Raw genomic sequence first — 22,375 nt, 5'->3', positions numbered from 1 at the left:
GTAGGGCGCCTTGTGCTCAAGGCGTGCCGACTAGATTTGTAACCAGGCAGGCACCGGCAAGCCCTTGTTTTCCAGGAACACAGGATTGAACAGCTTGCTCTGGTAGCGGGTGCCGTAGTCGCAGAGTATTGTGACAATGGTGTGTCCCGGGCCCAGCTCCTCCGCGAGGTGTACAGCGCCGGCGATATTGAGACCCGAGGAGCCACCCAGGCACAGTCCCTCGTTGCGCAACAAGTCAAAGACATAGGGCAAGGCTTCCATATCGGTAATATGGAAAGCGCTGTCGATGTCCGCTGCGGCAATATTGTCGGTAATGTGGTTGATGCCAACGCCTTCAATGATAGAGCCCCCTTCAGTGGGCTTCATCTCGCCGCACGTAAAGTGGTTGAATAGTGAGGCACCGCTGGGGTCCGCCAGGCCTATCTTTACGTCAGGGTTCTTTGCTTTCAGTGCGCATGACACCCCCGCCAGTGTGCCGCCGGTGCCCACCGCGCAAATGAAGCCATCCACCTTACCGTCGGTCTGCTCCCAGATTTCCCTGCCTGTGGTACTGGCATGGATTTCCCTGTTGGCCGGGTTGTCGAACTGCCTTGCCCAGATAGCCCCCCGGTCTTCTTTGGCTGCATATTTTTCTGCGAGTCGCCGGGCCGTGTGCACATAGTGTTTTGGGTCAGAATAGGAGGTGGCGCCGACCAGGTGCAGGTCGGCGCCCAGCAGCTCCAGAGAGTCGATTTTTTCACGGCTCTGGGTAATAGGCATAACCACAGTGCTCTGGTAGCCCAGTGCGTTGGCCAGCAGGGTGAGCCCGATACCGGTGTTGCCGGCCGTGCCTTCCACGATGCGGCCACCGGGTTGCAGCTCACCTGCAGCCTCCGCAGCGCGGATGATACCCAGCGCGGTACGGTCTTTCACTGAGCCGCCCGGATTGAGAAATTCGGCCTTGCCGAGAATGGTACAGCCGGTTTTCTCCGAGACCTGCTTCAAGTGGAGCAGAGGGGTGTTGCCGATGAGTTGAGTGACATCAGAGGCCGTGTGCACGAGCTGTTCTCCCGGGAAAATGCCCGCAGAGTATGCCACAGTCATCCGTCTGGGGTCAGCGGTCCCTGAGGAATACGCGGGCTGCCAACACCAGCGCACCGCAGTTCACGGCGACCATGGCCATCAACATCGGCTGGGGACTGTCGGTCAGCAGTGTCCCCACCAGCGCGGTGCTCACTGCTGACAAGCCCATCTGTATGAAGCCGAGCAGGGCGGATGCGGTTCCTGCCATCTGCGGGAATGGTGCCATGGCGATCGCCATCGCATGAGGCAGCACCAGGCCCATACCAATAGCGTACCCCGTCATGGGCAGCAACAATACCCAGATGCTGTCCGTATACAGTGTGTTTCCAGCCCACATGCAGGCGCTGGTCATCACGCATAGTGCAGTGCCCAGTAGCATGGTCTGGCGCGACTCCCAACGGATGGCCAGGCGCGCGCTGATCCCGCTACCCACGATGTAGCCCGCAACAGTGGAGGTGAAAATAAAACCAAAGTACTGGACGGGCACGCCAAGCATGTCGATATACACGAAACTTGAGGACGAGAGGTAGGCCATCAGGCCGCCGTACACCAGCGCGCTGGCAACCGTGACCGAGAGGAAAGAGGGGTCTGCAATCAGTTGTGCATAGTTACGGGCAATGCTGACAGGGTGCAGGCTTTGGCGGCCCGGTAGTGACTCGGGCAGGTAGGCCTGTATCAGCAAGACCATCAGCGCGCCGTAGACAGCGAGAAAAATAAAGATCACCGGCCACGGCAATACCAGCAAAACGAATCCACCCAGAGTCGGTGCCACTGCCGGGCCCAGTGCCATTAGCATGGCAATCAGTGACAGCGCCCTGGCGGCACGCCTTGGTCCGAAAATATCGCGGGTGACCGTGCGGGCGAGCGTGGGCCCCACGCAGGCGCCCAGGCCCTGCAGAAAGCGGAAGACCAGCAGCTCCTCCACTGAATCTGACTGCGCACAACCAAGGCATGCGCACACGAATACCAGTGTGCCGCCGACCAGCAATGGCTTGCGGCCGAAGCGGTCTGCCAGTGGTCCGCAGGCGAGATGAAAAACAGCGAAGCCGGTCAGGTAGGTGCTCAGGGTCAGGTGCATATGCCCGATGTCGGTATCCAGTGCGCGCATCATCACGGGCATAGCCGGCAGGTACATATCGACGCTGAGCGGGCCGAGTGCGACCAGGGCTGCGAGCAAAGCCAGCAGCCAGGGGGAATCGGGGTTCAGGTGTCGGTGCGCCATGGGCGGGGCAGGGTAGCCTATGGGCAGGACTATGGAAAGTTACTTCTCCGGGTTCACACGATCTTCAACCAGCGGACTAGTCGCGCAGTATAGTATCGTCGTCGATATGACCCAGCGGCAGTTCGGTGCGCTGAATCACGCGGCGCAGCTCAAAGCTGGAGTGCACACCGGTTACTCCGGGAATACGGGTTAGTCTTCCCAGCAGAAACTTCTCGTAGTATTCCATATCGGCTACCACTGCCTTGAGCAGGTAGTCCGAGGATTGTCCGGTGACCACTGAACACTCCATTACTTCCGGGTAGGTCATCACCTCCTGCTCAAAAGCCTCGAAGCGATCCGGCGTGTGACGGTCCATGCTGATACCGATATAGGCGGTCATCTTCAGTCCCAGCATGGACTGGTTGAGCAGGGTGACATGGCCCCGAATGATGCCGGACTCCTCCAGTCGCTTTACGCGGCGCGAGCAGGGCGTTGGTGATAAGCCTACCTGCTCGGCGAGTTCGAGGTTGCTGCTGCGGCTGTTCTGTTGCATGGCCTTGAGGAGTTTCCGGTCAATCCGATCCAGCTTCATGGTACTGCCCTGTGTTTGTGGTGAAGTCTCTGTGCTTAGCCTGTAGAGTAGAGCTAGTAGCTTAAAATTAGCGTATAACTCTAATATAAGTAATATCATTAGTGATAGATTGCATATTAATAGCCAATTAGCGCGATATTTGCAAACATTCGCTCCGCCGTCCCGATTATACTTCTCGCCTGGCTGAACGATCACCCGACTGGAGCCGCGCCATGTTGTCTACCCGACACCTGCCGTTGCGCACTACCTCAAAAGGGACGCGTCCGCGGGTGACAGCCTCCTAATTCAAGCACGTTGGTATCGGTTATGAGCGATTTCGATTACAGGAAGTACAAGCCTTTCCCGCCTGTTCCCAAGGCAGACCGCCGCTGGCCGGACCAGCTTATCGAAAAGGCGCCGGTGTGGTGCAGCGTGGATCTGCGCGATGGCAACCAGGCACTGATCGAGCCGATGACAGCGCGACAAAAGTCACGCCTCTGGGATCAGCTGGTGAAGGTGGGGTTCAAGGAAATCGAGGTAGGATTCCCGTCGGCCTCCTCTCATGACTTCGACTTTGTTCGCGAGTTGATTGAAAACGACCGCATCCCCGAAGACGTGACGATCCAGGTGCTGGTTCAGGCACGCAAGGAGCTGATTGAAAAGACCTTTGAAGCACTCAAGGGCGCTAGACGGGCAGTGGTTCATGTTTATAACTCCACCTCTACGGTGCAGCGCGAGCAGGTGTTTGGCCTGGATCGGCAGGGCATTATCGATATCGCCGTCAATGGCGCCAAACTGGTGCAGGAGTGTGCCCAGCGTTATCCCGAGACTGAGTGGATATTTGAGTACTCTCCAGAGAGCTTTACCGGCACAGAGCTGGATTTTGCCGTAGCAGTCTGCAACGCGGTGACCGCCGTTTGGCAGCCTACTGCGGATAAGCCGGTGATTATCAACCTGCCTGCGACCGTGGAGATGAGTACTCCCAATATTTACGCGGACCAGATTGAATGGTTTTGCGACAAAGTCGATAATCGCGATAGCCTGCTGATATCGTTGCACACCCACAATGACCGCGGCTGTGCCGTCGCGGCGGCGGAGTTGGGCGTGATGGCCGGGGCAGACCGGGTAGAGGGTACGCTGATGGGTAATGGCGAGCGCACCGGCAATATGGATGTGGTCACCATGGCCATGAATCTTTACAGCCAGGGCGTTGACCCGAAGTTGGACCTGTCCAACATGGATGAGATCATCCAGACCGTAAAGGAGTGCACGCAGTTGCCCGTGCACCCCCGTCACCCGTGGGCCGGCGAGTTAGTGTTTACCGCCTTCTCCGGTAGCCACCAGGACGCGATCAAGAAATGCCTGTCCAGGCGTGAACAGGAGAATCCCTGGGAAGTGGCCTACCTGCCCATCGATCCGGCGGATATTGGCCGTTCCTACCAGGAGGTTATTCGCATCAATAGCCAGTCAGGCAAAGGTGGAATTGCCTATGTGCTGGAGCGGGATTACGGTTACGAGCTTCCGCGCTGGCTGCAGATCGACTTCAGCTCCGCGGTACAGGCCTATGCTGAGAAGAGTGAGAGCGAAGTGGGTTCCGAGGAAATTTTCAGCCTGTTCCAGAACACCTATCTCAACGATGAGGGCCGCTGGCAACTGGGTAGCTACAACGTCAGTCGCGAAGATCATGTCGACAAACTGCTGGCTGAACTGAGCCTCGGCAGCACCCGTGAGAAAATTTCCGGTATTGGCAATGGCGTGGTGGCTTCCTTCGTTGACGCGATGGAGAAGTTCACCGGCAAAAAGATAGTTCTCGTCGAATACAACGAGCATGCGCTCAGCCAGAGCGCTGACGCAGAGGCGGTGTGCTACATACAATTGAACGTCGAGGGTGAGCGCTATTGTGGGTGCGGGCGTAGCCACGACATCGTACAGGCTTCACTGGATGGTATTTTGCGCGCTATCAACAAAGCCGAAGAGCAGGCGCAGCACGCCGCTGCCTGACCCGTCATTTGCGATTAGCGATGAGGGTGCTCGCCGGCCCCCGCAAGATCCTGCAACTGCAAGGTGCGCGCCGCGCACCAAACCAGCTAGACTGCCACCATGAACGTCAGGCCCGTCGCACTGCTTGCAGCCCTGCTGCCCTTCTTCGCTGTCCACGCCACATATCTGTTGGCCGTCAACCAGGGTGCGGTCGACTGGTGTAACCCTTATATCGACAGCTGCACTTCGATCAGCGCAACCGGGCGCAAGCCCCCAGCGAGCTACCTGTTCCGTGCCACCATGTTACCCTCGGCTGTACTGATGATGGCTTACTGGTGGCTGAACCATGCGTGGCTGGACAGCTTGAATCGCCGTGTCGGCAATGAACGGCAACTCGCTAACCACTGGATGCTGGCACTTGGGCTGCTGGCGTGCGTCGGCATGATCATGTATGTCACCGTACTCGGCGAGCGGGGTAGTGCCTGGGCGGCGCAGCGCAGGGTCGGGACCATCCTGTTTTTTTCCTTTACCTTTATTGCGCAATTACTTTTACTGAACCAGTTGCGGTTTTTGCAGGTCCAGGGTGTGAGCCCTGTGCTGTTGCTTGTGTCGGGACTGGTGTCCGCAACTCTGCTAGCCGCAGGCATTCTTACAGTAGTGCTCAATGCCTGGAACGCGACCTGGTACGAGACGGTGGAGGATGCCTTCGAATGGGTACTGACGCTGTTACTGCAGAGCAACTTCCTGTTGGGGTACTTTGTGTGGCGCCAGGCGGACTGGGAGCTGGTCGTCAAAGAGAGAGTTTGAAATGATGTCACCCGAATTAGCGGATGTGCAGGAAGCGCGGGACCGCATCGCCGATAGTGTGCACCAGACACCAGTCATGCGCAGCCAGCATCTGGATGCGCATACGGGCGCAGAATTGTTTTTCAAGTGTGAGCACCTGCAGAAAGCCGGCGCCTTCAAGGCGCGCGGCGCCACCAATGCCGTACTCAGCCTGGAGGAGTCGGAGGACGTCGCCGGCGTCGCCACGCATTCTTCCGGGAACCATGGTGCTGCCCTGGCCATGGCGGCGACGATTCGTGGGTTGCCTGCCTATATCGTGATGCCCGCAAACGCATCGGCGGTAAAGAAATCCGCAGTGGCTGCCTATGGCGGAGAGATCATTGAGTGTGAGTCAACGCTGGCTGCGCGGGAAGCGATGCTGGCATCGGTGCTGGAAAGGACCGGTGCAGTGGTGGTCCATCCCTACAACGATCCACGGGTTATCGCCGGCCAGGGTACTGCAGCCCTGGAATTGATGGAGCAGGCCCCCGATCTGGATGTCATTGTGGTACCGGTGGGTGGCGGTGGCCTATTGGCGGGAACAGCGCTGGCGGTGAAGGGTTTGAACCCACGAATCGAGGTGGTTGCGGTAGAGCCGGAGGGAGCCGATGATGCCTTTCGATCATTCGGGCTGGGCTCCCTGCAGGCACAGACGAACCCGAACACTATTGCCGACGGCTTGCGGGCCAGCCTGGGTGAACTCAACTTCGAGATTATCCGTAAACATGTAGACACCATTATCACTGTGCCCGATGCGGCGATCGTCGACGCCATGAAACTGCACTGGACGCGCATGAAGCAGGTTGTTGAACCCTCCGGGGCGGTCGGCCTGGCCGGCGTGTTGGAGCATCCGGAGCGATTCCGGGGCCGCCGGGTAGGCGTTGTTGTCAGTGGTGGCAACGTCGATATAGACCACCTCCCCTGGTAGGCCAAAGAGGTCAAGAACATGACGACACGCTATCGCAGGTCAATCCTCGGACTGTTGTTACTGGCCCTGACAGGCTGTAGCAGTACCACCTTCTTATACAACCGGCTGGACTTCATTATTCCCTGGTACGTGGATGACTACGTCGACCTGGACCGTGCACAAAAGCGTGTGCTCGACCGGCTACTGGACCCCTTCCTGTCCTGGCATCGCAGCGAGGAGCTGCCCGTATACCTGTCTTTGCTTGACGACATGGACAATCTGCTGGACCGCGATATCAGCGTCACCGAACTGGAAACCCTGGTAGCAGGTGCCGAGAAGGCCTGGCTGCGTGTTGAGGCAAGGGGGCTGGAGTGGATGATCTCCCTTGGAGAGGAGCTCTCGGCGGAGCAGATGCAGGAGTTTGTAGAAGAGCTCCGCGATAAGCAGGAGGAGTATGAGGAAGAGTACCTCACCCGCAGCGACGAGGAATATCACGAGGAGGCCTACGACAACCTCAAGGACTCTGCCCAGGACTATCTGGGCCGCCTCGACTGGGGACAGCGAACCACCTTCGAGGAAGCAGCAGATAAGCTGCAGCGCTTCGACGCGATCTGGCTGCGCGAACGCGCCGCCTGGCTGGACCGAATGGAGGAAATTCTGCGTCGCGAGCCAGGCTGGCAGCAGGCACTGCGTGATGCGCTGGGCGAACGGGAGCAAACTACTTCCGCTGAATATCGCGTTATCTACGAACATAACGCCAGGGTTCTTTACGCGGCCGTGGCCACAGTGCTCAACTCAAGGGATGCAAAGCAGGATAAGCGACTGCGTGGCAAGATTCGGAACTTGCGTGAAGATCTTGAGGAACTGATTGCCAGAACTTGAGCGGGCCTCGCGCGGTTGTGTTGTTTTGGCCCATCTGGTCCGGGGGTGGTAAGCCTCCTCTCGAAAACCGCGTAAAGCGCCGTCCATGGCAGCTCGGCCTCGGCCATCCATGGCCTCGGACGTTTTCGAGAGGAGGCTTACCACCCCCGGACCGCTATTCAGGGTAAACTCATCGACGCTGCTGATGCTAGCAGCGGATTAATCCAGCAGTGATAAATCCCTCACCGCACCCTTGTCCGCACTGGTTACCATCTTCGCGTAGACCTTCAGCGCCGGTGTTACCTTGCGCGGCCTCGGGTCAACAGGCTTCCAGGCCTTGTCGCCTTTCGCTTCCATCACTTCTCTGCGGGCTGTGAGCTCCTCGTCAGACAGTTTCACATTGATACTGCGTTCGGGGATATTGATCTCTATGGTGTCGCCGTTCTCTACCAGGGCAATGGCGCCGCCAGCGGCTGCTTCCGGAGATGCGTGGCCGATGGACAGGCCAGATGTGCCACCAGAGAAGCGACCGTCGGTGAGCAGGGCGCAGGCCTTACCCAGGCCCTTGGACTTGATATAGCTGGTGGGGTAGAGCATTTCCTGCATGCCGGGCCCGCCACGGGGCCCCTCGTAGCGCACGATCACCACATCCCCGGCCTGCACCCGGTCATTGAGAATAGCGTCGACCGCGGCTTCCTGGCTTTCGCACACATAGGCCGGTCCGGAGAACACCAGAATGGACTCGTCCACACCTGAGGTTTTAACGACACAGCCATCCTCGGCGATGTTGCCGGTCAATACAGCCAGGCCGCCTTCCAGGGAGAAGGCGTTTTCCAGGGAGCGGATACAGCCGCTTTCGCGATTGTCATCCAGGCTGGGCCAGCGCGTGTCCTGGCTGAAGGCGGTCTGGGTGGGAACGCCCCCCGGGCCCGCGCTATAGAACTTGTGCACGGCGGCGTCCCGGGTGCGCATGATGTCCCACTGCTCCAGGGCCGCGGCCATGGTTTTGCTGTGCACGGTTGGGCAGTCGGTGTGCAATAACCCCGCGCGGTCCAGTTCACCGAGAATACCCATAATGCCGCCCGCGCGGTGCACATCCTCCATGTGGTATTCGGGGGTGTTGGGCGCTACTTTGCACAGCTGGGGAATCTTCCGTGACAGCCGGTCGATGTCGTCCATGGTGAAGTCCAGCTCCGCTTCACGGGCGGCCGCCAGCAGGTGGAGGATGGTGTTGGTGGAGCCGCCCATGGCGATATCCAGGCTCATGGCGTTTTCGAAGGCTTTGAATGAGCCCACGTTGCGCGGCAGTACTGACTCGTCGTTGTCCTGGTAGTAGCGTTTACACAGGTCCACCACCAGGCGGCCAGCGCGCAGGAACAGTTGTTCGCGGTCTGCATGGGTGGCCAGGGTGGAACCATTGCCCGGCAGCGACAACCCCAGCGCCTCAGTGAGGCAGTTCATGGAGTTAGCGGTGAACATGCCTGAGCAGGAACCGCAGGTGGGACAGGCAGAGCGTTCGTACTCGGCTACGGTCTCATCGTCGGCGCTGTCGTCCACGGCGATCACCATGGCGTCTACCAGGTCCAGCTTGTGCTCGGATAATTTGGTCTTGCCTGCTTCCATGGGCCCGCCGGAGACAAACACCACGGGGATGTTCAGGCGCATGGCCGCGTTAAGCATCCCCGGGGTGATCTTGTCGCAGTTGGAGATGCATACCATGGCGTCGGCGCAGTGGGCGTTGACCATGTACTCGACGGAGTCGGAAATGATGTCGCGAGACGGCAGACTGTAGAGCATGCCGTCGTGGCCCATGGCGATTCCATCGTCGACGGCAATGGTATTGAACTCCTTGGCCACGCCGCCGGCGTCCTCGATCTCCCGGGCCACCAGCTGGCCCAGGTCCTTGAGGTGTACGTGACCGGGGACGAACTGGGTGAAGGAATTGACGACGGCGATAATGGGTTTCTCGAAGTCCCCGTCTTTCATGCCGGTGGCGCGCCACAGAGCGCGGGCGCCGGCCATATTGCGGCCGGCCGTGGAGGTTTTTGAGCGATAGTCGGGCATCGTGGTATCCGTGTAGGCCGCTGCGGGGGCCGAGCGGCTGAAGGTCAAAGATGAGACGCTGGAGGATAGCAAAAATCAGCGGAGAATTAACCTGCTGCCGGTGGCCTCAATCGACGAGGTCCGCCGGTGGGGTTCCATGCCAGCCTGGCCTCACCGGGTCTCGGTGTGCGCCCGGGTGTTCGCTGCGGTGATGATTATCTCCTCACCGACCCTGATGTAGCGGTGGGCAGCGCCAAAGGTAGCGCGTACCTGCTCGATTACCTGATCACTGCTGTCGTGGCTGCTCACCGCGATGATACCCAGGTTGCGAGCCTCTAACAGGGCGATTTGCCTGTCAACTTCCTCCTCGGTCAGGGGGCTGAAAAGGCCTTCACCAGACGCCAGCTGGCGCTGCACATCGACCGGGCCCAGTTTGATACGCCCTTCGGGCACAGGGAAGTGCAGGCCACCGACAATGCCATACAACGGCTCCGTAAACGCATCGTCATATCGTTGCAGTAAATTGGGCACGGGCTGGTGCCCGCAGGCGACGATAATCACGCCGCCCAGCCCCTCCACATTGACCACCAGCGAGTGTTCTTCAATCCAGCCAATCGCCAGTTGCCTGCCGATGGTGCCGGTGGTGGCCAGGCCAGTGGAACCCACGCCCTCGCCTATACGCATCGGCGCAGTGGCGTAAACTGGCTGCAGTCCCGGGTAGCTCATGGAGCCCGGTACGACAAGCTGGGTGCGAGGGTTGGGAAAGCGTTTCTGCTCGGCCCCCAGTGAGAAGGTGTTGTTGTTCTGCCAGTTGAGCCCTCCGACATGGTCCAGGTGATTGTGTGAGATGAAAACGGTATCGATACTGGCCAGGTCGATACCCAGTGCCGACATGTTGCGCTCCAGTGCGGAGGGTGTGAGATTCCGGGTATTCTGGCCGACGTCGTACAGAATCCGGTGATCATCTATATCCACCAGGTAGGATACACCCACCTCGGTCAGGAGCCCGGGGTCCGCGCTGTGGAACTCAAGCAGGGGTAAGATGCGCAGGGTGCGGGTCGAGCCGATATCCCCGAGAGGCTCAATGCGGGTTTCAGTGAACAGGGTGGCGGCTGTCAGTGCGCCCCTGTGGTTGCGGTATTCCAGTGCGGCCAGGGCGAGCGCCATCAGGAATGACAGCAGTAGAGGCACCTTTGCGTACCAGGGCATAGTCATCACTCTTTGTTCCTGCCTTCGCCCCAGTGGGAATTCTCTATCTGGTGCGGCCCTTTAAAGGTCCTTGAAAAACACCTTGGAGCTGCGCTGCAGGTTGTAAAGGGCCTGTTTCCGATCCGGCAGTTCGTCTCGCGACGTCTCAACGAAGCCCTGCTCAAGGAACCAATGGGCGGTTTGTGTGCTGAGCACGAATACCCTGCTCAGTCCGCTGTGCCGCGCCTCTTGCTCCAGTTCCTGTAACAGGCGCTGCCCGCGCTGGCCGCCGCGGTAGTCGGGATGCGTCACCACGCAGGCGAGTTCCGCACAGCCATTCTCCGGAAACGGGTAAAGGGCCGCGCAAGCAATGGCCCGGCCATCACGCTCCAGCAGGCGGAACCGGGAGATTTCCTGTTCCAGCAGCTCTCTCGAGCGCTTCAGCAGGATGCCTTGCTGCTCCAGTGGTTCAATCAGCTCCAGTATCCCGCCCACGTCATCTATGCCCGCCTGTCGCGAACTCTCATAAGCGACGTTGGCCACCAAGGTGCCACTGCCGTCGTGGGTAAACAATTCTTCAAGTAGCGCACAGTCGTCCCGGTAGCTGATGATCTGGCAGCGCGGAACGCCCTCCGTACAGGCGAGCTTCGCGGTGTGTAACAGGCTGGCCTGCTCGGCATCTTCAGGGGTAAGTTGCGCCAGGTCGGTCACGGCCAGCTGACGTATGAGCTGGCCTTCGCCATCCATAATCCCGCTTTCTTCACCGAACAGAATCAGTTTGTCCGCACCGATGGCGGCGGCACAATGTACGGCTATGTCTTCCAGGGCAAGGTTAAAAATCTCTCCGGTGGGGGAATAGCCAAGGGGTGACAACAGCACGATGGAGTCATCCTGCAATTGGCGATGGATGCCGTCTGTGTCCAGGCGACGTACCTTGCCGGTGTGCTGGAAGTCCACGCCGTCAACCACGCCAATGGGCCTGGCAGTAACGAAATTTCCTGAACACACCCGCATCCGTGAACCCAGCATGGGGGAGTTGGGCAGGCCCATGGAGAGCAGCGCCTCGATCTGCGCACGCAATGAGCCGGCAGCATCCTTCACATGCTCCATCGCCTCGGTATCGGTGATACGCACGTCGTGGTGAAAGCTGCTCTTTAGTCCGGCTTTGTCCATGCGGGCGGCGATTTGTGGGCGCGAACCGTGAATCAGGACCAGCCTGACGCCCAGGCTCTTGAGCAGGGCGATGTCATGAATGATGTTGGCGAAGTTTTCATCTTGCGCGGCTTCACCCCCCAGCATCAGCACAAAGGTCTTGCCCCGGTGCAGGTTGATGTAGGGTGCGGTATTTCTGAACCAGCGGATGTGGGACCGGCTGGGCGTCGTCACGTTTCTATCCAACTTATTGATTAATAGCGAATTATCAAGATTACCGAAGTCTGCCGTGTTTACCTAATGGCAATTTTCCACATCTGTGTCTATCACGCCTGATGCGCGTTAAACGGCCCGCTCAAGCGGCAAGAGAGCAGCACTACAGGCAATAGTGCCGAATAAATTGCTCAAGCAAAGCGATACAGGGACGCACCTGGTCCAGCGGCATGAATTCATCCGGCTGGTGTGCCTGGTCGATGGAGCCCGGACCCATGACTATCGTTTGCATACCCAACTGTTGCAGGAACGGAGCTTCCGTGGCGAAGGCAACGGCGATCGCACTGTGGCCGGTGAGTTTTTCGGCGAGCTGCACCAGTTCGCTGTCGGCGGCCTCCTCAAAGGGCGATACATCATGGATCAGCGAGCGCAGTTCCACGTCCAGCCCGCGCGCCTGGCCGATGACAGCGAGACGCTGGCGGATGTCCTCGCGGACTTCGGCGTTGTCGCCGCCCGGGGTCATGCGCAGGTCGAAGTGCAGCGCGGTTTTACCGCAGATACGGTTGGGGCTGTCGCCGCCGTGGATATGGCCGAGGTTCAGTGTGGGGTGGGCAACTTCAAAAAGAGGGTTGCCGTAGCGCTGCGCCATTTCCGTGCGGAAGTTCATCAGGTCGCCCATTACCGCGTGCATGCCATCCAGGGCGTTGTTGCCCAGCGCGGGATTTGACGAGTGGCCGGAGCGGCCAATGATATGGACTGCCTCCATCATTATACCCTTGTGCATGCGCACAGGTACCAGTGATGTAGGTTCGCCAATTATCGCTGCGCGTGCCCTGGGCCGTCCCGCAGCAGCGAGCGCCCTGGCTCCGTTCATGGAGCTCTCTTCATCGGCGGTGGCGAGCAGGATCAGGGGTTGCTGTAACGCCACCTCTGCAAAGCTCTGGGCTGCCGCCAGCGCCAGGGGGAAAAACCCTTTCATGTCAGTGCTGCCCAGACCATAGAGGCGGTTATCGCGTTCGCTAAGTGTGAGCGGGTCGCTCTGCCAGCGTCCCTCGTCGAACGGCACGGTATCGGTGTGGCCGGCTAATACCAGGCCACCCGGCCCGGTGCCGCGGGTGGCGATGAGGTTGGCTTTATTGCCACCGGGGGTGATCTCCTGGATCTCCGTATCGAAACCCATGTGTGACAGCCAGCCAGCCAGCAGGTCTATCACCGCGCGGTTACCCTGGTCCCAGGCGGGATCTGTGGAGCTTACCGAGGCCGAGCCGATCAGTTGTCCCAGCTGTTCGATGATGCGATGTTCAGTGCTTGGCATGTGCTTGTGACCAGTCCGGTAGGGAATAGGCATGACGCACGGGGCCGACATAGTGTCGTAGCCGCGGTGGTGAGGTCGCTAGTGTAAACCCTGGGGGAGCTGACTGCGAATGCGGGCTTTTGCCCTGGCACCGCTCCCCCGGGAAGGAATCAGGGACTGAATATGCCTTTGAACAGGAAGAAGAAGATGATCGCCAGGCCTGCTCCAGCGGGCAGGGTTATGACCCAGGACATGAAAATGGTGCCGATCACCCGCAGATTAAGCGCTGCAATACCCCTGGCAAAGCCCACGCCCAGCACCGCGCCCACCAGGGTGTGGGTGGTGGAAATGGGCAGGCCGGTCGCAGATGCCATCACTACCGTAGAGGCCGCGCCCAATTCCGCGGCGAAGCCTCGGCTGGGAGTAAGTTCGGTGATCTTCCGACCTACGGTGGTGATGACCTTCCAGCCGTAGGTGGCCAATCCGATGACGATACCCAAGGCACCAACCAGCAGGATCCACCAGGGCATTGCAGATTTGGCGGCGATTTCACCCCCGGATTGTACGGTGCTTGCTATCGCGGCCAGAGGACCTACGGCATTGGCAACGTCGTTGGAGCCGTGAGCAAAGGCCATGGAGCAGGCGGTAAAGACCATTAACACAGCAAACACCCGCTCTACGCTGCCGAAGCGATTTTCATCATCGTGATCATCTTGGATATTGCGCATTAGCAGCGAGCCCAGGCCGGCGACCAGCAGACCGATCACGGTGGCGATGGGTATGGCATTGGCAAAGTTACTGCCCAGGCCCATATCGAAATCCAGGCCCACGTGCTTCAGCCCTTTGAGCAGGGTCACCATGGCGATCATGAAGCCCACCATCCACATGTACACGGGGATGTATTTCTTGGCGCGCAGGAAGGGCTGGTCGGTGTCCAGAATGAGCATCTTTACGCTCATGAACAGGCTGAAGGAAATCGTGCCGGCCAGTAATGGAGAAACGACCCAGGAAGCGACGATGCCCCCTACCTTACTCCAATGGACTGCGTCCACGGAAATACCTACGGAGGCAAAACCGACAATAGCACCCACGATGGAATGTGTAGTGGATACGGGCCAGCCTTTTATACTGGCGACCAGCAACCAGGTGCCGGCAGCCAGCAGGGCAGACAGCATACCGTAGACCATCAATTCCGGGTTGTTCTCCAGAACCTGTGGGTCGATGATGCCCTTGCGTATAGTGGAGGTGACTTCTCCACCGGCCAGGTACGCGCCAAGGAATTCAAAAATCATGGCGATAAGAATCGCCTGTTTGATGGTCAGGGCACGTGAACCTACCGAGGTGCCCATGGCGTTGGCGACATCATTGGCACCGATACCCCATGCCATGAAGAAGCCGAAAATGCAGGCCAGAATCAGAAAAACAGTGCCGTACTGAGCGATAATTTCCATTGTCAGTTTCCCCGGTTACTTGGCGAGCAAAATTTGCAGGCGGTCGCCTACGCTTTCAGCGCTGTCCGCCAGAGTGCCTAGCAGGGCCGTGGCGCGGTAATAAAACATGACGTCTACCGGGGGCAGCTCGTTCTCCAATCGGAACAGTTTGCGGCGCAGGGCGAACTGTTGTTTGTCTGTGCTGCGCTCCAGCTTGTCCAGTTCTTTGAGCATCACTTCTACTCGCTTCACTTCACGCCCTGTAAAGCCCACTTCCAGTAGCTCGTCCAGTTCCTGAATGGCCCGCAGCGCATGCTGGCAACAGGCGACGGAGGTCGCGGTGAGCTCCAGCACTGCGGGAAACATTTTATCGGGGAAGCGCATGTCGCGACCCATGAAGATGCTGGCGAAGTCCTTGGCGGTGTTGGCCACCTGGTCCTGTATCGCTACCAGAGCGAGCAAATCTGAGCGGGGTACAGGCAGGAACAGGCTCTTTGGCAGGTGACGGCGCACCGAGCGTTTCAGCTTGTCTGCCTCCTTCTCGGCAGCCTTGATGGCTTTGTGGATTTCTCTGGCACGGTCCCAGTTGTTGTCCGCTGCCGCCTGGATGAGTTCCGGTAAATGCTCGGCTGCCTCGGTTGCAATCTGCATATGCTCCTGAATAGGGCCGATGGGAGAGCGTCCGAATAGATTGCCCAGGGGGTTTCTGCTGACCATGAAAGAGTCTCCAGTTTTGGGAGGCGATAAGGGAGCGAAGTATAGAAACAAAGCACCTCTGTGTCATAAAATCTTCACACAATCGCCACCATCCGCCATGACCGACATCAAGAGGTGTGGTCTCAAGCCCTGTGCTAGCATGGCGTCAGTCTGTAGCTGCGCAGGCCGGTGCCTTGTTTCAGCGCCGGTAGCCATAGTGGCTCCAGCCTTAATGGTGACGACAATCGGGGAGTAGTTAATGGAGCATCGCCTGGAGCTGGCGCCACTTACACACCAGTTGCACAGTGACGGTCGCATCAGCGATCAGGACCTGGCAAGGATCGCGCAGAATGCCCGGGTCAAGGTCCATCCGCTCATCTACCTGGCGGAGCAGCGCCTGGCTGACCTGTCCTGCCCCGGTAAGGTGCTGGACATGGAGGGTTTGCTGGCCTGGCTGAGCACGCGCACCGAACAGGCTGTTTACGAAATTGATCCACTGAAGATCAATGTCACTGAGGTCGCAGAGGTGATGTCGCAAGCCTTTGCCGAGCGCCATCGCATTCTGGCTGTAGAAGTACATACAGACGAGGTGTGGATAGCCACGGCGGAACCTTATATCAATGGCTGGGAAGGAAATCTCGAACATGTGCTGCGCAAGCGCATCCGCCGGGTATTGGCCGATCCAAGGGATATCGCCAGGCACACCGCTGAGTTCTACTCCATGGCGGGTTCCGTGCGTGGAGCTCGCGGCTCTGATCGGCTGGAGGTAAAGCCCGGAACCAGCAACCTGGAGCAGATGCTGGAACTTGGCTCGATGAAAGAGCCCGATGCCAATGACCAGCATATCGTCAATATTGTCGACTGGTTGTTGCAGTATGCTTTTGAGCAACGCGCCAGTGATATCCATATTGAGCCCCGCCGCGATGTGGGCAACGTACGCTTCCGCATTGATGGTGTATTACACAGCGTATATGAATTGCCACAACAGGTTGGCGCCGCGGTGACCAGCCGCATCAAGATCCTCGGGCGTATGGATGTGGCAGAGAAACGCCGTCCACAGGATGGCCGGCTCAAGACGCGCACGCCTGAGGGTAACGAGGTTGAGTTGCGCCTGGCGACCCTGCCTACTGCGTTTGGCGAAAAGCTGGTGATGCGCATCTTCGATCCGGATGTGCTGCAGAAGTCTTTTGAGCAGCTGGGACTGACCGAAGATGACCTGCTGCGCTGGCACCAGATGACCAGTGTGGGCAACGGGATCGTGCTGGTAACCGGGCCGACCGGCTCGGGTAAAACAACCACCCTGTATTCTACGCTCCGGCAATTGGCGACCTCGGAGGTGAACGTCTGCACCATTGAGGACCCCATCGAGATGATGGAGCCCGCCTTCAACCAGATGCAGGTCAACCATGGCATCAGCCTGGATTTTGCCTCTGGCGTACGCGCGCTTATGCGCCAGGACCCTGACATCATTATGATTGGCGAGATCCGCGACCTGGAAACAGCCAACATGGCGGTACAAGCGGCACTGACCGGTCACCTTGTGTTGTCGACCCTGCACACCAATGACTCGCCCAGCTCCCTGTCGCGACTACTGGAACTTGGCGTGCCTGCCTACCTGATAAAGGCCACGGTGCGCGGGGTCATGTCACAGCGACTTGTGCGTATGCTTTGTTCTCATTGCAAAACCTCCGAACCCCTGGATCATGATGCATGGCACCAGCTTACCTCGCCCTGGCAAATGCAGCCTCCGGAGCAGGTGGCACGTCCTGTCGGTTGCAGGATTTGCCGGGACACGGGTTACATGGGGCGCCAGGGTATTTACGAGGTGTTGGTAAACAGCCCTGCCGTACAAGGCGAAATTCACCCTCAGTTGGAGACCACGACAATTCGAAAAATTGCCATGCGTGAAGGCATGAAAACGCTGCGCCTGTCCGGAGCGAGTCGTGTAGCCCGCGGCCAGACGACCATTGAGGAGGTCATGCGCGTGGCACCTGTACTGGACGCCTGACCTCCCTATCGCAGATACCCCTATGAACTTGAATACAAACGAATTCCCAGCGCCGCTCGCTGAACAGGCGGGACTCGCCTGGACCCGCAGTCTGGAGCGCGCCAGCGACGCTGAGGCTGACGCCCTGCGCGAGGCATTGGCGGATGACGCCCTGTCTGCCCAGGCCGCCAGGGCGCTTGCTTGCAGCCCGTTTATTGCCGGGCTGGCCCGGCGCAAGCCCGCGTTGCTGCTGGACTTGTTGAGCAGCGGAGATTTACAGCGGCAGATGCCCGGGCAGGAATTTCGAGAGCAGCTGGCTGCACGGCTGGGCGAGGAGGGCGTCGAGCTTGGCGTTGTGCTGCGCCAATACCGCCAGCGCCATATGCTGCGTATTATCTGGCGAGATTTCTGTCGTCTCGCCGATACTCTGGAGACTGTGCGCGATACTTCGCTGCTGGCGGAAGCTTGCATTGCCGAGGCATTGAAGGTGACCCAGGCCGCCCTGGAACAGCGCTTTGGCAGGCCACTGGGAAAACGCAGCGGGCAACCGCAGCAGCTGATCGTCCTGGCCATGGGCAAGCTTGGTGCTGGTGAGCTCAACGTATCGTCTGACGTCGATCTGATTTTTGCTTTTCCCGAGGCGGGCTCTACCGACAGCGAAAAACGCCCGATCAGCAACGAGGAGTTTTTTACCAAGGTGGGCCAGGGGGTGATTGCTGCGCTGGACCAGGTGACGCCGGAGGGATTCGTGTTCCGGGTGGACATGCGCCTGCGGCCATACGGTGAAAGCGGTGCGCTGGTGCACAATTTTACTGCGTTGGAGGAGTACTACCAGGACCAGGGTCGCGACTGGGAGCGCTACGCGCTTATCAAGGCAAACCCGGTAACCGGTGATGCGACCCGCGCGCAGGAATTGATGCACAGCCTGCGTCCGTTTATCTACCGCCGTTATGTGGATTTCGGGGTGATTGAAAGCCTGCGCAGTATGAAGCAGATGATTACCGCAGAAGTCCGCCGCCGGGGATTGCAGGACAATGTGAAGCTGGGACATGGGGGTATTCGTGAAATCGAATTTATTGCCCAGTGCTTCCAGTTGATCCGTGGCGGGCGAGACCTGGGGCTGCAGCAGCGCGCCCTGTTAACGGTACTTGAGGAATGTGTAGCGCTGGGTTGCCTGCCTCGCCAGGCCGTCGATGAACTACGCGCTGCCTACCTGTTCCTGCGTGATAGCGAGCACGCTATCCAGGGCTATGATGACAAGCAGACACAGGAACTGCCGTCAGATCCCATTGCCAGGATGGCCATGGCTATGGTCATGGGCTTTGCCAACTGGGAGCAATACGGACAGGCATTGCAGGCGCACAGGGACAACGTCTCCCGGCATTTCTCCGGATTGATCGCTCCCCCGGAGGACGAGAATGATGACAGCTCTGCCGCGGATGATGCCTTCCTCTGGGGCGCGGATATCGAGCCCGAAGCACTGTCCCGGCTGGGGTACGCAGACGCCGCTGCCTGTACCGAGCGGCTGTCCGCTCTGCACGACAGTAACCGCGTGGTCGCCCTGCAAACCGAGGGCAGGGAGAGGCTGAACCAATTCATGCCGCAACTACTGCGAGCCTGTGCGGAAACGGATTACCCGGATCTTGCGCTGGAGCGCGTGTTGCCGCTGGTGGTTGCCGTGGTTCGGCGCAGCGCCTACCTGGTGTTGCTGCTGGAGAACCCCCCGGCGTTGGCAGAGCTGGCGATGCTCTGTGGTGCCAGCCCCTGGATCGCTGAGCAGATGAGTCGGCATCCAGTGCTGTTGGATGAGCTTCTGGATCGCGCCAGTCTCTATCATCCGCCTGACAAGCAGGAATTGCGCAGCCTGCTCACCCAGCAGGTAGCGCGCCTGGCTACCGATGACCTGGAAGCCCAAATGTATGCCCTGCGTTACTTCAAGGCAGCACAGGTGCTGCGTGTGGCGGCCAGTGAGGTTGCCGGCCGTCTGCCGGTTATGAAGGTCAGCGACAATCTTACCTGGATCGCCGAGGTGATTCTCGAGCAGGTGTTGGCGGTGGCCTGGGCGGATCTGATTCACAAGTATGGCGAACCCAAACGCGAAAGTGACGGGTATGGGTTTGCCGTGTTTGCTTACGGGAAACTGGGTGGACTTGAACTGGGCTACGGCTCGGACCTGGACCTGGTGTTTGTTAGCGATGGCGCCCGCCAGGGCAGCACTGACGGCGACCGGGCCTTGGACAACACGGTGTTTTACACCCGTCTTGGTCAACGCATGATTCATATCCTGGAAACGCGTATGGCGCTGGGGCAGCTGTATGAAGTTGATATGCGCCTGCGCCCAGACGGGGATTCCGGGATGCTGGTACCCACGCTGGATGGGTTCGCCCGGTACCAACAGGGCGATGCCTGGACCTGGGAGCACCAGGCCGTGGTCCGTGCGCGCCTGGTCGCCGGTGACGTGGATGTCGCCGCCAGGTTCGAGGACATTCGTCGCGAGGTTCTTTGCCTCCCCAGGGACCTGGATGAACTGCGCGCTGAAGTCGTGAAAATGCGCCAGCGTATGCGCGATCATCTCCTGCCCAGTGAAACAGATGGCCGTTTCCACTTGAAGCAGGGGCGGGGGGGTATTGTCGATATTGAGTTCATGGTGCAATTCGCGGTGCTTGCCTGGGCTCACGAACATCCCGAGTTGACGCGGTGGTCCGACAACGTACGCATCCTCGAAACCCTGGACCAGGAAGGGTTGCTACCGGCTGGCGAGGCGCAGGCGCTAACCGATGCCTATCTGGAGTATCGCGGAATAGCGCATCAACTGGCATTGCAGCAAGAGCCAGGCGAGGTTGATGCCAGCCTGTTCTCGGTGCAGCGCGAGCGGGTGATGCAGCGTTGGCAGGAAATGTTCCCCGGTTTGGAACCAGCGCCGTAGTGGTTAAAAACGCGGACAGGGTGCTGGTTGTGGGGCCGTCCTGGGTGGGCGACATGGTTATGTCGCAGGTGCTGTATCGGCTGCTGCAGCAGACGCGCCCCGGTGTGATTATCGATGTACTGGCCCCGGCGTGGAGCGGCCCGATTCTGGCGCGTATGCCCGAGGTCAATAGTGCGCTGACCAAGCCTATCGGCCATGGTGAGCCGGCCCTGGGCCGCCGCTGGAAAATCGGCCGCGCACTGCGCGCTGAGGGCTACAGCCAGGCCATCTTGCTGCCCAATTCATTCAAATCTGCTTTGATTCCTTTCTTCGCCGGCATTCCCAGGCGCACGGGGTGGCGGGGGGAGATGCGCTATGGCCTGCTCAATGACCTGCGCAACCTGGACGCGCAGGCGCTGCCGCTGATGGTGCAGCAGTTTGCCGCCCTGGGCCTTGATGAAAGCGCCGCTTTGCCCACCGAACTGCCCGCACCCCGGCTGATCGTGGATGCAGGGCAGGCCCTGCTTTGCCAGCAGCAGTTTGGCCTGGCGACGGACAGGCCGCTGCTTGCACTATGCCCGGGGGCGGAGTTTGGCAGTGCCAAACGCTGGCCGCTGGAGTATTACGCTGAGGTGGCAAAAAACTATATGCAAAGAGGCTGGCAGGTGGCGCTATTTGGCTCGGACAAGGACCGCCAGGTGACCGCCGACATCGCGCTGATCGTCAACGACAGTGCGAATTGTTTTGATCTTGCGGGCAAGACACAGCTGGCGCAGGCTGTGGATATGCTGTCCTTGGCCGATGCCGTGGTCAGCAATGATTCGGGCCTGATGCACATAGCTGCTGCGCTGTCACGTCCGCTGGTCGTGGTCTATGGGGCGACATCACCTGGCTTTACTCCCCCCCTGAATGCCAACAGCAGTGTGCTCGTCAGTGACATAGATTGTGCTCCGTGTTTTCAGCGCGAATGCCCGCTGGGGCATCATCGCTGTATGCGTGATACGCCAGCGGCGTTGGTAACTGCTAAACTGGACGCCTTACTGGCTTCGAATTCCGGCAAATAATGCGCGTGCTGTTGGTCAAAATGTCTTCCCTGGGTGATGTCGTGCACACGCTTCCCGCGCTTACCGACGCCGCTGCAGCGGTTCCGGGTATCCATTTCGACTGGGTGGTTGAGGAAGGGTTTGCCGAGATTCCCGGATGGCACCCGGCCGTACAGCGCACGATTCCCATCGCTTTGCGGCGCTGGCGCAAACATCCGCTGCGCGACTTCACCGGGCCAGAGTGGCGCGAGTTCCGGCAGCAGCTGCGCGCGCAGCATTGCGATGCGGTGATCGATGCCCAGGGATTGTTAAAAAGCGCCCTGGTATCGCGTCTGGCCAAGGCGCCGCTTTACGGGCTGGACAAGGAATCGGCGCGCGAGCCATTGGCAGCGAGCGCCTATCGCTACAAAATACATGTGCCACGCGACATGCATGCGGTGGAACGCACCCGCATGCTGTTTTCCAAGGCGCTGAATTATCCGCTGCCTACCACCCAGGGCGATTATGGCGTGCGTGAGAACCTGCTTGGCGACAAGCCCCGTCGCTCTCGTGGTCTGCTGTTCTTCCACGGCACTGCGCGTGACGAGAAGCTCTGGCCTGAGCACCACTGGGTGGCGCTGGCGAGAACCGCTGCTGCCAGTGGCTACCCGGTCTGGCTGCCCTGGGGTAGCGCCGCAGAGAAAGAGCGCGCTAACCGTATTGCTGACCAGTGCGAGGGCGCAGAAGTGCTACCGCAGCTGGACTTGCTGGGCCTTTCGGGCTTGCTGTTGGACGCCTCCGGCGCGGTCGCGGTGGATACGGGTCTTGGCCACCTTGCGGCAGCACTGGATGTGCCTGCGGTTTCGCTGTACGGCCCGACCAGTACCCGTTTGATAGGGGCTTACGGCCGCAACCAGGTGCACATTCAGTCTTCTGTGGGTGTTGGCGACACCCGCGACCCTGTGGCCATGATGGCGGCGATTGAGCCGCAACAGGTTTGGGCCGAGCTGCAGGCTATCCTGCTGCCAATGGAGTGAA

Annotated in this window: 17 protein-coding genes; 8 read left to right on the top strand and 9 right to left on the bottom strand. The window is 59.5% G+C overall.

What is annotated here, in order from left to right; all coding sequences use genetic code 11:
* Positions 1-30: 30 nt before the first annotated feature.
* The 3 genes from C0039_RS01585 to C0039_RS01575 all read right to left on the bottom strand — a co-directional run bounded on the left by C0039_RS01585 (position 31) and on the right by C0039_RS01575 (position 2,855).
* Positions 31-1,038, bottom strand: a complete 1,008-nt coding sequence (locus C0039_RS01585; protein ID WP_076002187.1) for a cysteine synthase A — start codon at positions 1,036-1,038, stop codon at positions 31-33.
* A 55-nt stretch (positions 1,039-1,093) separates the two neighbouring features.
* A complete protein-coding gene (locus C0039_RS01580) occupies positions 1,094-2,284 on the bottom strand; it encodes a multidrug effflux MFS transporter (RefSeq protein WP_101517060.1) in 1,191 nt (396 codons plus the stop codon).
* Between the two features lie 76 nt (positions 2,285-2,360).
* Positions 2,361-2,855 carry an Lrp/AsnC family transcriptional regulator gene (locus C0039_RS01575; protein ID WP_101517059.1) on the bottom strand — a complete coding sequence of 165 codons (495 nt, stop codon included), beginning with the start codon at positions 2,853-2,855 and terminating at the stop codon, positions 2,361-2,363.
* 306 nt (positions 2,856-3,161) lie between these two features.
* Here C0039_RS01575 and leuA point away from each other — a divergent pair, with 306 nt between their 5' ends.
* The 4 genes from leuA to C0039_RS01555 all read left to right on the top strand — a co-directional run bounded on the left by leuA (position 3,162) and on the right by C0039_RS01555 (position 7,428).
* On the top strand, positions 3,162-4,835 hold the full coding sequence (gene leuA / locus C0039_RS01570) for a 2-isopropylmalate synthase (RefSeq protein ID WP_101517058.1): 1,674 nt from the start codon (positions 3,162-3,164) through the stop codon (positions 4,833-4,835).
* A 99-nt stretch (positions 4,836-4,934) separates the two neighbouring features.
* Complete coding sequence (locus C0039_RS01565; RefSeq protein ID WP_075999697.1) at positions 4,935-5,621, top strand: Frag1/DRAM/Sfk1 family protein; 687 nt, start codon at positions 4,935-4,937, stop codon at positions 5,619-5,621.
* 1 nt (position 5,622) lies between these two features.
* Positions 5,623-6,567 (top strand): pyridoxal-phosphate dependent enzyme, encoded by a 945-nt coding sequence (locus tag C0039_RS01560; protein ID WP_075999696.1) that lies wholly within the window; start codon positions 5,623-5,625, stop codon positions 6,565-6,567.
* Positions 6,568-6,585: 18 nt separating this feature from the next.
* Entirely contained in the window at positions 6,586-7,428 is an 843-nt protein-coding gene (locus tag C0039_RS01555; protein WP_101517057.1) for a DUF6279 family lipoprotein, read from the top strand.
* Positions 7,429-7,626: 198 nt separating this feature from the next.
* Here the strand turns inward: C0039_RS01555 and ilvD are convergent, their stop codons facing one another.
* The 6 genes from ilvD to C0039_RS01525 form a co-directional block, all read right to left on the bottom strand.
* Positions 7,627-9,471 (bottom strand): dihydroxy-acid dehydratase, encoded by a 1,845-nt coding sequence (ilvD, locus tag C0039_RS01550; RefSeq protein ID WP_076002186.1) that lies wholly within the window; start codon positions 9,469-9,471, stop codon positions 7,627-7,629.
* Positions 9,472-9,621: 150 nt separating this feature from the next.
* Complete coding sequence (locus C0039_RS01545) at positions 9,622-10,665, bottom strand: MBL fold metallo-hydrolase (protein ID WP_101517056.1); 1,044 nt, start codon at positions 10,663-10,665, stop codon at positions 9,622-9,624.
* A 54-nt stretch (positions 10,666-10,719) separates the two neighbouring features.
* Entirely contained in the window at positions 10,720-12,024 is a 1,305-nt protein-coding gene (argA, locus tag C0039_RS01540) for an amino-acid N-acetyltransferase (RefSeq protein ID WP_101517055.1), read from the bottom strand.
* Between the two features lie 142 nt (positions 12,025-12,166).
* Complete coding sequence (argE, locus tag C0039_RS01535) at positions 12,167-13,318, bottom strand: acetylornithine deacetylase (RefSeq protein WP_101517054.1); 1,152 nt, start codon at positions 13,316-13,318, stop codon at positions 12,167-12,169.
* A gap of 149 nt (positions 13,319-13,467) precedes the next feature.
* Positions 13,468-14,748: an inorganic phosphate transporter gene (locus tag C0039_RS01530; RefSeq protein WP_075999691.1), complete on the bottom strand. Its 1,281-nt coding sequence runs from the start codon at positions 14,746-14,748 to the stop codon at positions 13,468-13,470.
* Positions 14,749-14,763: 15 nt separating this feature from the next.
* Positions 14,764-15,444, bottom strand: coding sequence for a TIGR00153 family protein (locus tag C0039_RS01525; protein WP_075999690.1), 681 nt, complete (start codon positions 15,442-15,444; stop codon positions 14,764-14,766).
* 238 nt (positions 15,445-15,682) lie between these two features.
* On the opposite strand from C0039_RS01525, the gene tfpB reads away from it, so the two are divergent.
* Genes tfpB through waaC form a run of 4 tightly spaced genes read left to right on the top strand, consistent with a single transcriptional unit; the run spans position 15,683 to position 22,374 of the window.
* The gene (gene tfpB, locus C0039_RS01520; protein WP_101517053.1) at positions 15,683-17,431 is read left to right on the top strand and encodes a type IV pilus assembly ATPase TfpB; all 1,749 of its coding nucleotides are present in this window, start codon (positions 15,683-15,685) and stop codon (positions 17,429-17,431) included.
* A 22-nt stretch (positions 17,432-17,453) separates the two neighbouring features.
* Positions 17,454-20,336, top strand: a complete 2,883-nt coding sequence (gene glnE, locus C0039_RS01515) for a bifunctional [glutamate--ammonia ligase]-adenylyl-L-tyrosine phosphorylase/[glutamate--ammonia-ligase] adenylyltransferase (RefSeq protein WP_101517052.1) — start codon at positions 17,454-17,456, stop codon at positions 20,334-20,336.
* Positions 20,336-21,379, top strand: coding sequence for a lipopolysaccharide heptosyltransferase II (gene waaF, locus C0039_RS01510; protein ID WP_101517051.1), 1,044 nt, complete (start codon positions 20,336-20,338; stop codon positions 21,377-21,379). Before glnE ends, waaF begins: the two co-directional genes overlap by 1 nt.
* Positions 21,379-22,374, top strand: coding sequence for a lipopolysaccharide heptosyltransferase I (waaC, locus tag C0039_RS01505; protein ID WP_101517050.1), 996 nt, complete (start codon positions 21,379-21,381; stop codon positions 22,372-22,374). The genes waaF and waaC overlap by 1 nt, the downstream gene beginning before the upstream one ends.
* Position 22,375 lies beyond the last annotated feature (1 nt).

The organism is Pseudohalioglobus lutimaris (genome assembly GCF_002866825.1).
Lineage (GTDB): Bacteria > Pseudomonadota > Gammaproteobacteria > Pseudomonadales > Halieaceae > Halioglobus > Halioglobus lutimaris.
This window is presented reverse-complemented; position numbering and strand designations above follow the sequence as displayed.

Coding starts and splice junctions, on each gene's coding strand:
- C0039_RS01580 (WP_101517060.1), bottom strand. CDS start 2,284: ATGGCGCACCGACACCTGAACCCCGATTCCCCCTGGCTGCTGGCTTTG.
- C0039_RS01575 (WP_101517059.1), bottom strand. CDS start 2,855: ATGAAGCTGGATCGGATTGACCGGAAACTCCTCAAGGCCATGCAACAG.
- leuA (WP_101517058.1), top strand. CDS start 3,162: ATGAGCGATTTCGATTACAGGAAGTACAAGCCTTTCCCGCCTGTTCCC.
- C0039_RS01565 (WP_075999697.1), top strand. CDS start 4,935: ATGAACGTCAGGCCCGTCGCACTGCTTGCAGCCCTGCTGCCCTTCTTC.
- C0039_RS01560 (WP_075999696.1), top strand. CDS start 5,623: ATGATGTCACCCGAATTAGCGGATGTGCAGGAAGCGCGGGACCGCATC.
- C0039_RS01555 (WP_101517057.1), top strand. CDS start 6,586: ATGACGACACGCTATCGCAGGTCAATCCTCGGACTGTTGTTACTGGCC.
- ilvD (WP_076002186.1), bottom strand. CDS start 9,471: ATGCCCGACTATCGCTCAAAAACCTCCACGGCCGGCCGCAATATGGCC.
- C0039_RS01545 (WP_101517056.1), bottom strand. CDS start 10,665: ATGACTATGCCCTGGTACGCAAAGGTGCCTCTACTGCTGTCATTCCTG.
- argE (WP_101517054.1), bottom strand. CDS start 13,318: ATGCCAAGCACTGAACATCGCATCATCGAACAGCTGGGACAACTGATC.
- C0039_RS01530 (WP_075999691.1), bottom strand. CDS start 14,748: ATGGAAATTATCGCTCAGTACGGCACTGTTTTTCTGATTCTGGCCTGC.
- C0039_RS01525 (WP_075999690.1), bottom strand. CDS start 15,444: ATGGTCAGCAGAAACCCCCTGGGCAATCTATTCGGACGCTCTCCCATC.
- tfpB (WP_101517053.1), top strand. CDS start 15,683: ATGGAGCATCGCCTGGAGCTGGCGCCACTTACACACCAGTTGCACAGT.
- glnE (WP_101517052.1), top strand. CDS start 17,454: ATGAACTTGAATACAAACGAATTCCCAGCGCCGCTCGCTGAACAGGCG.
- waaC (WP_101517050.1), top strand. CDS start 21,379: ATGCGCGTGCTGTTGGTCAAAATGTCTTCCCTGGGTGATGTCGTGCAC.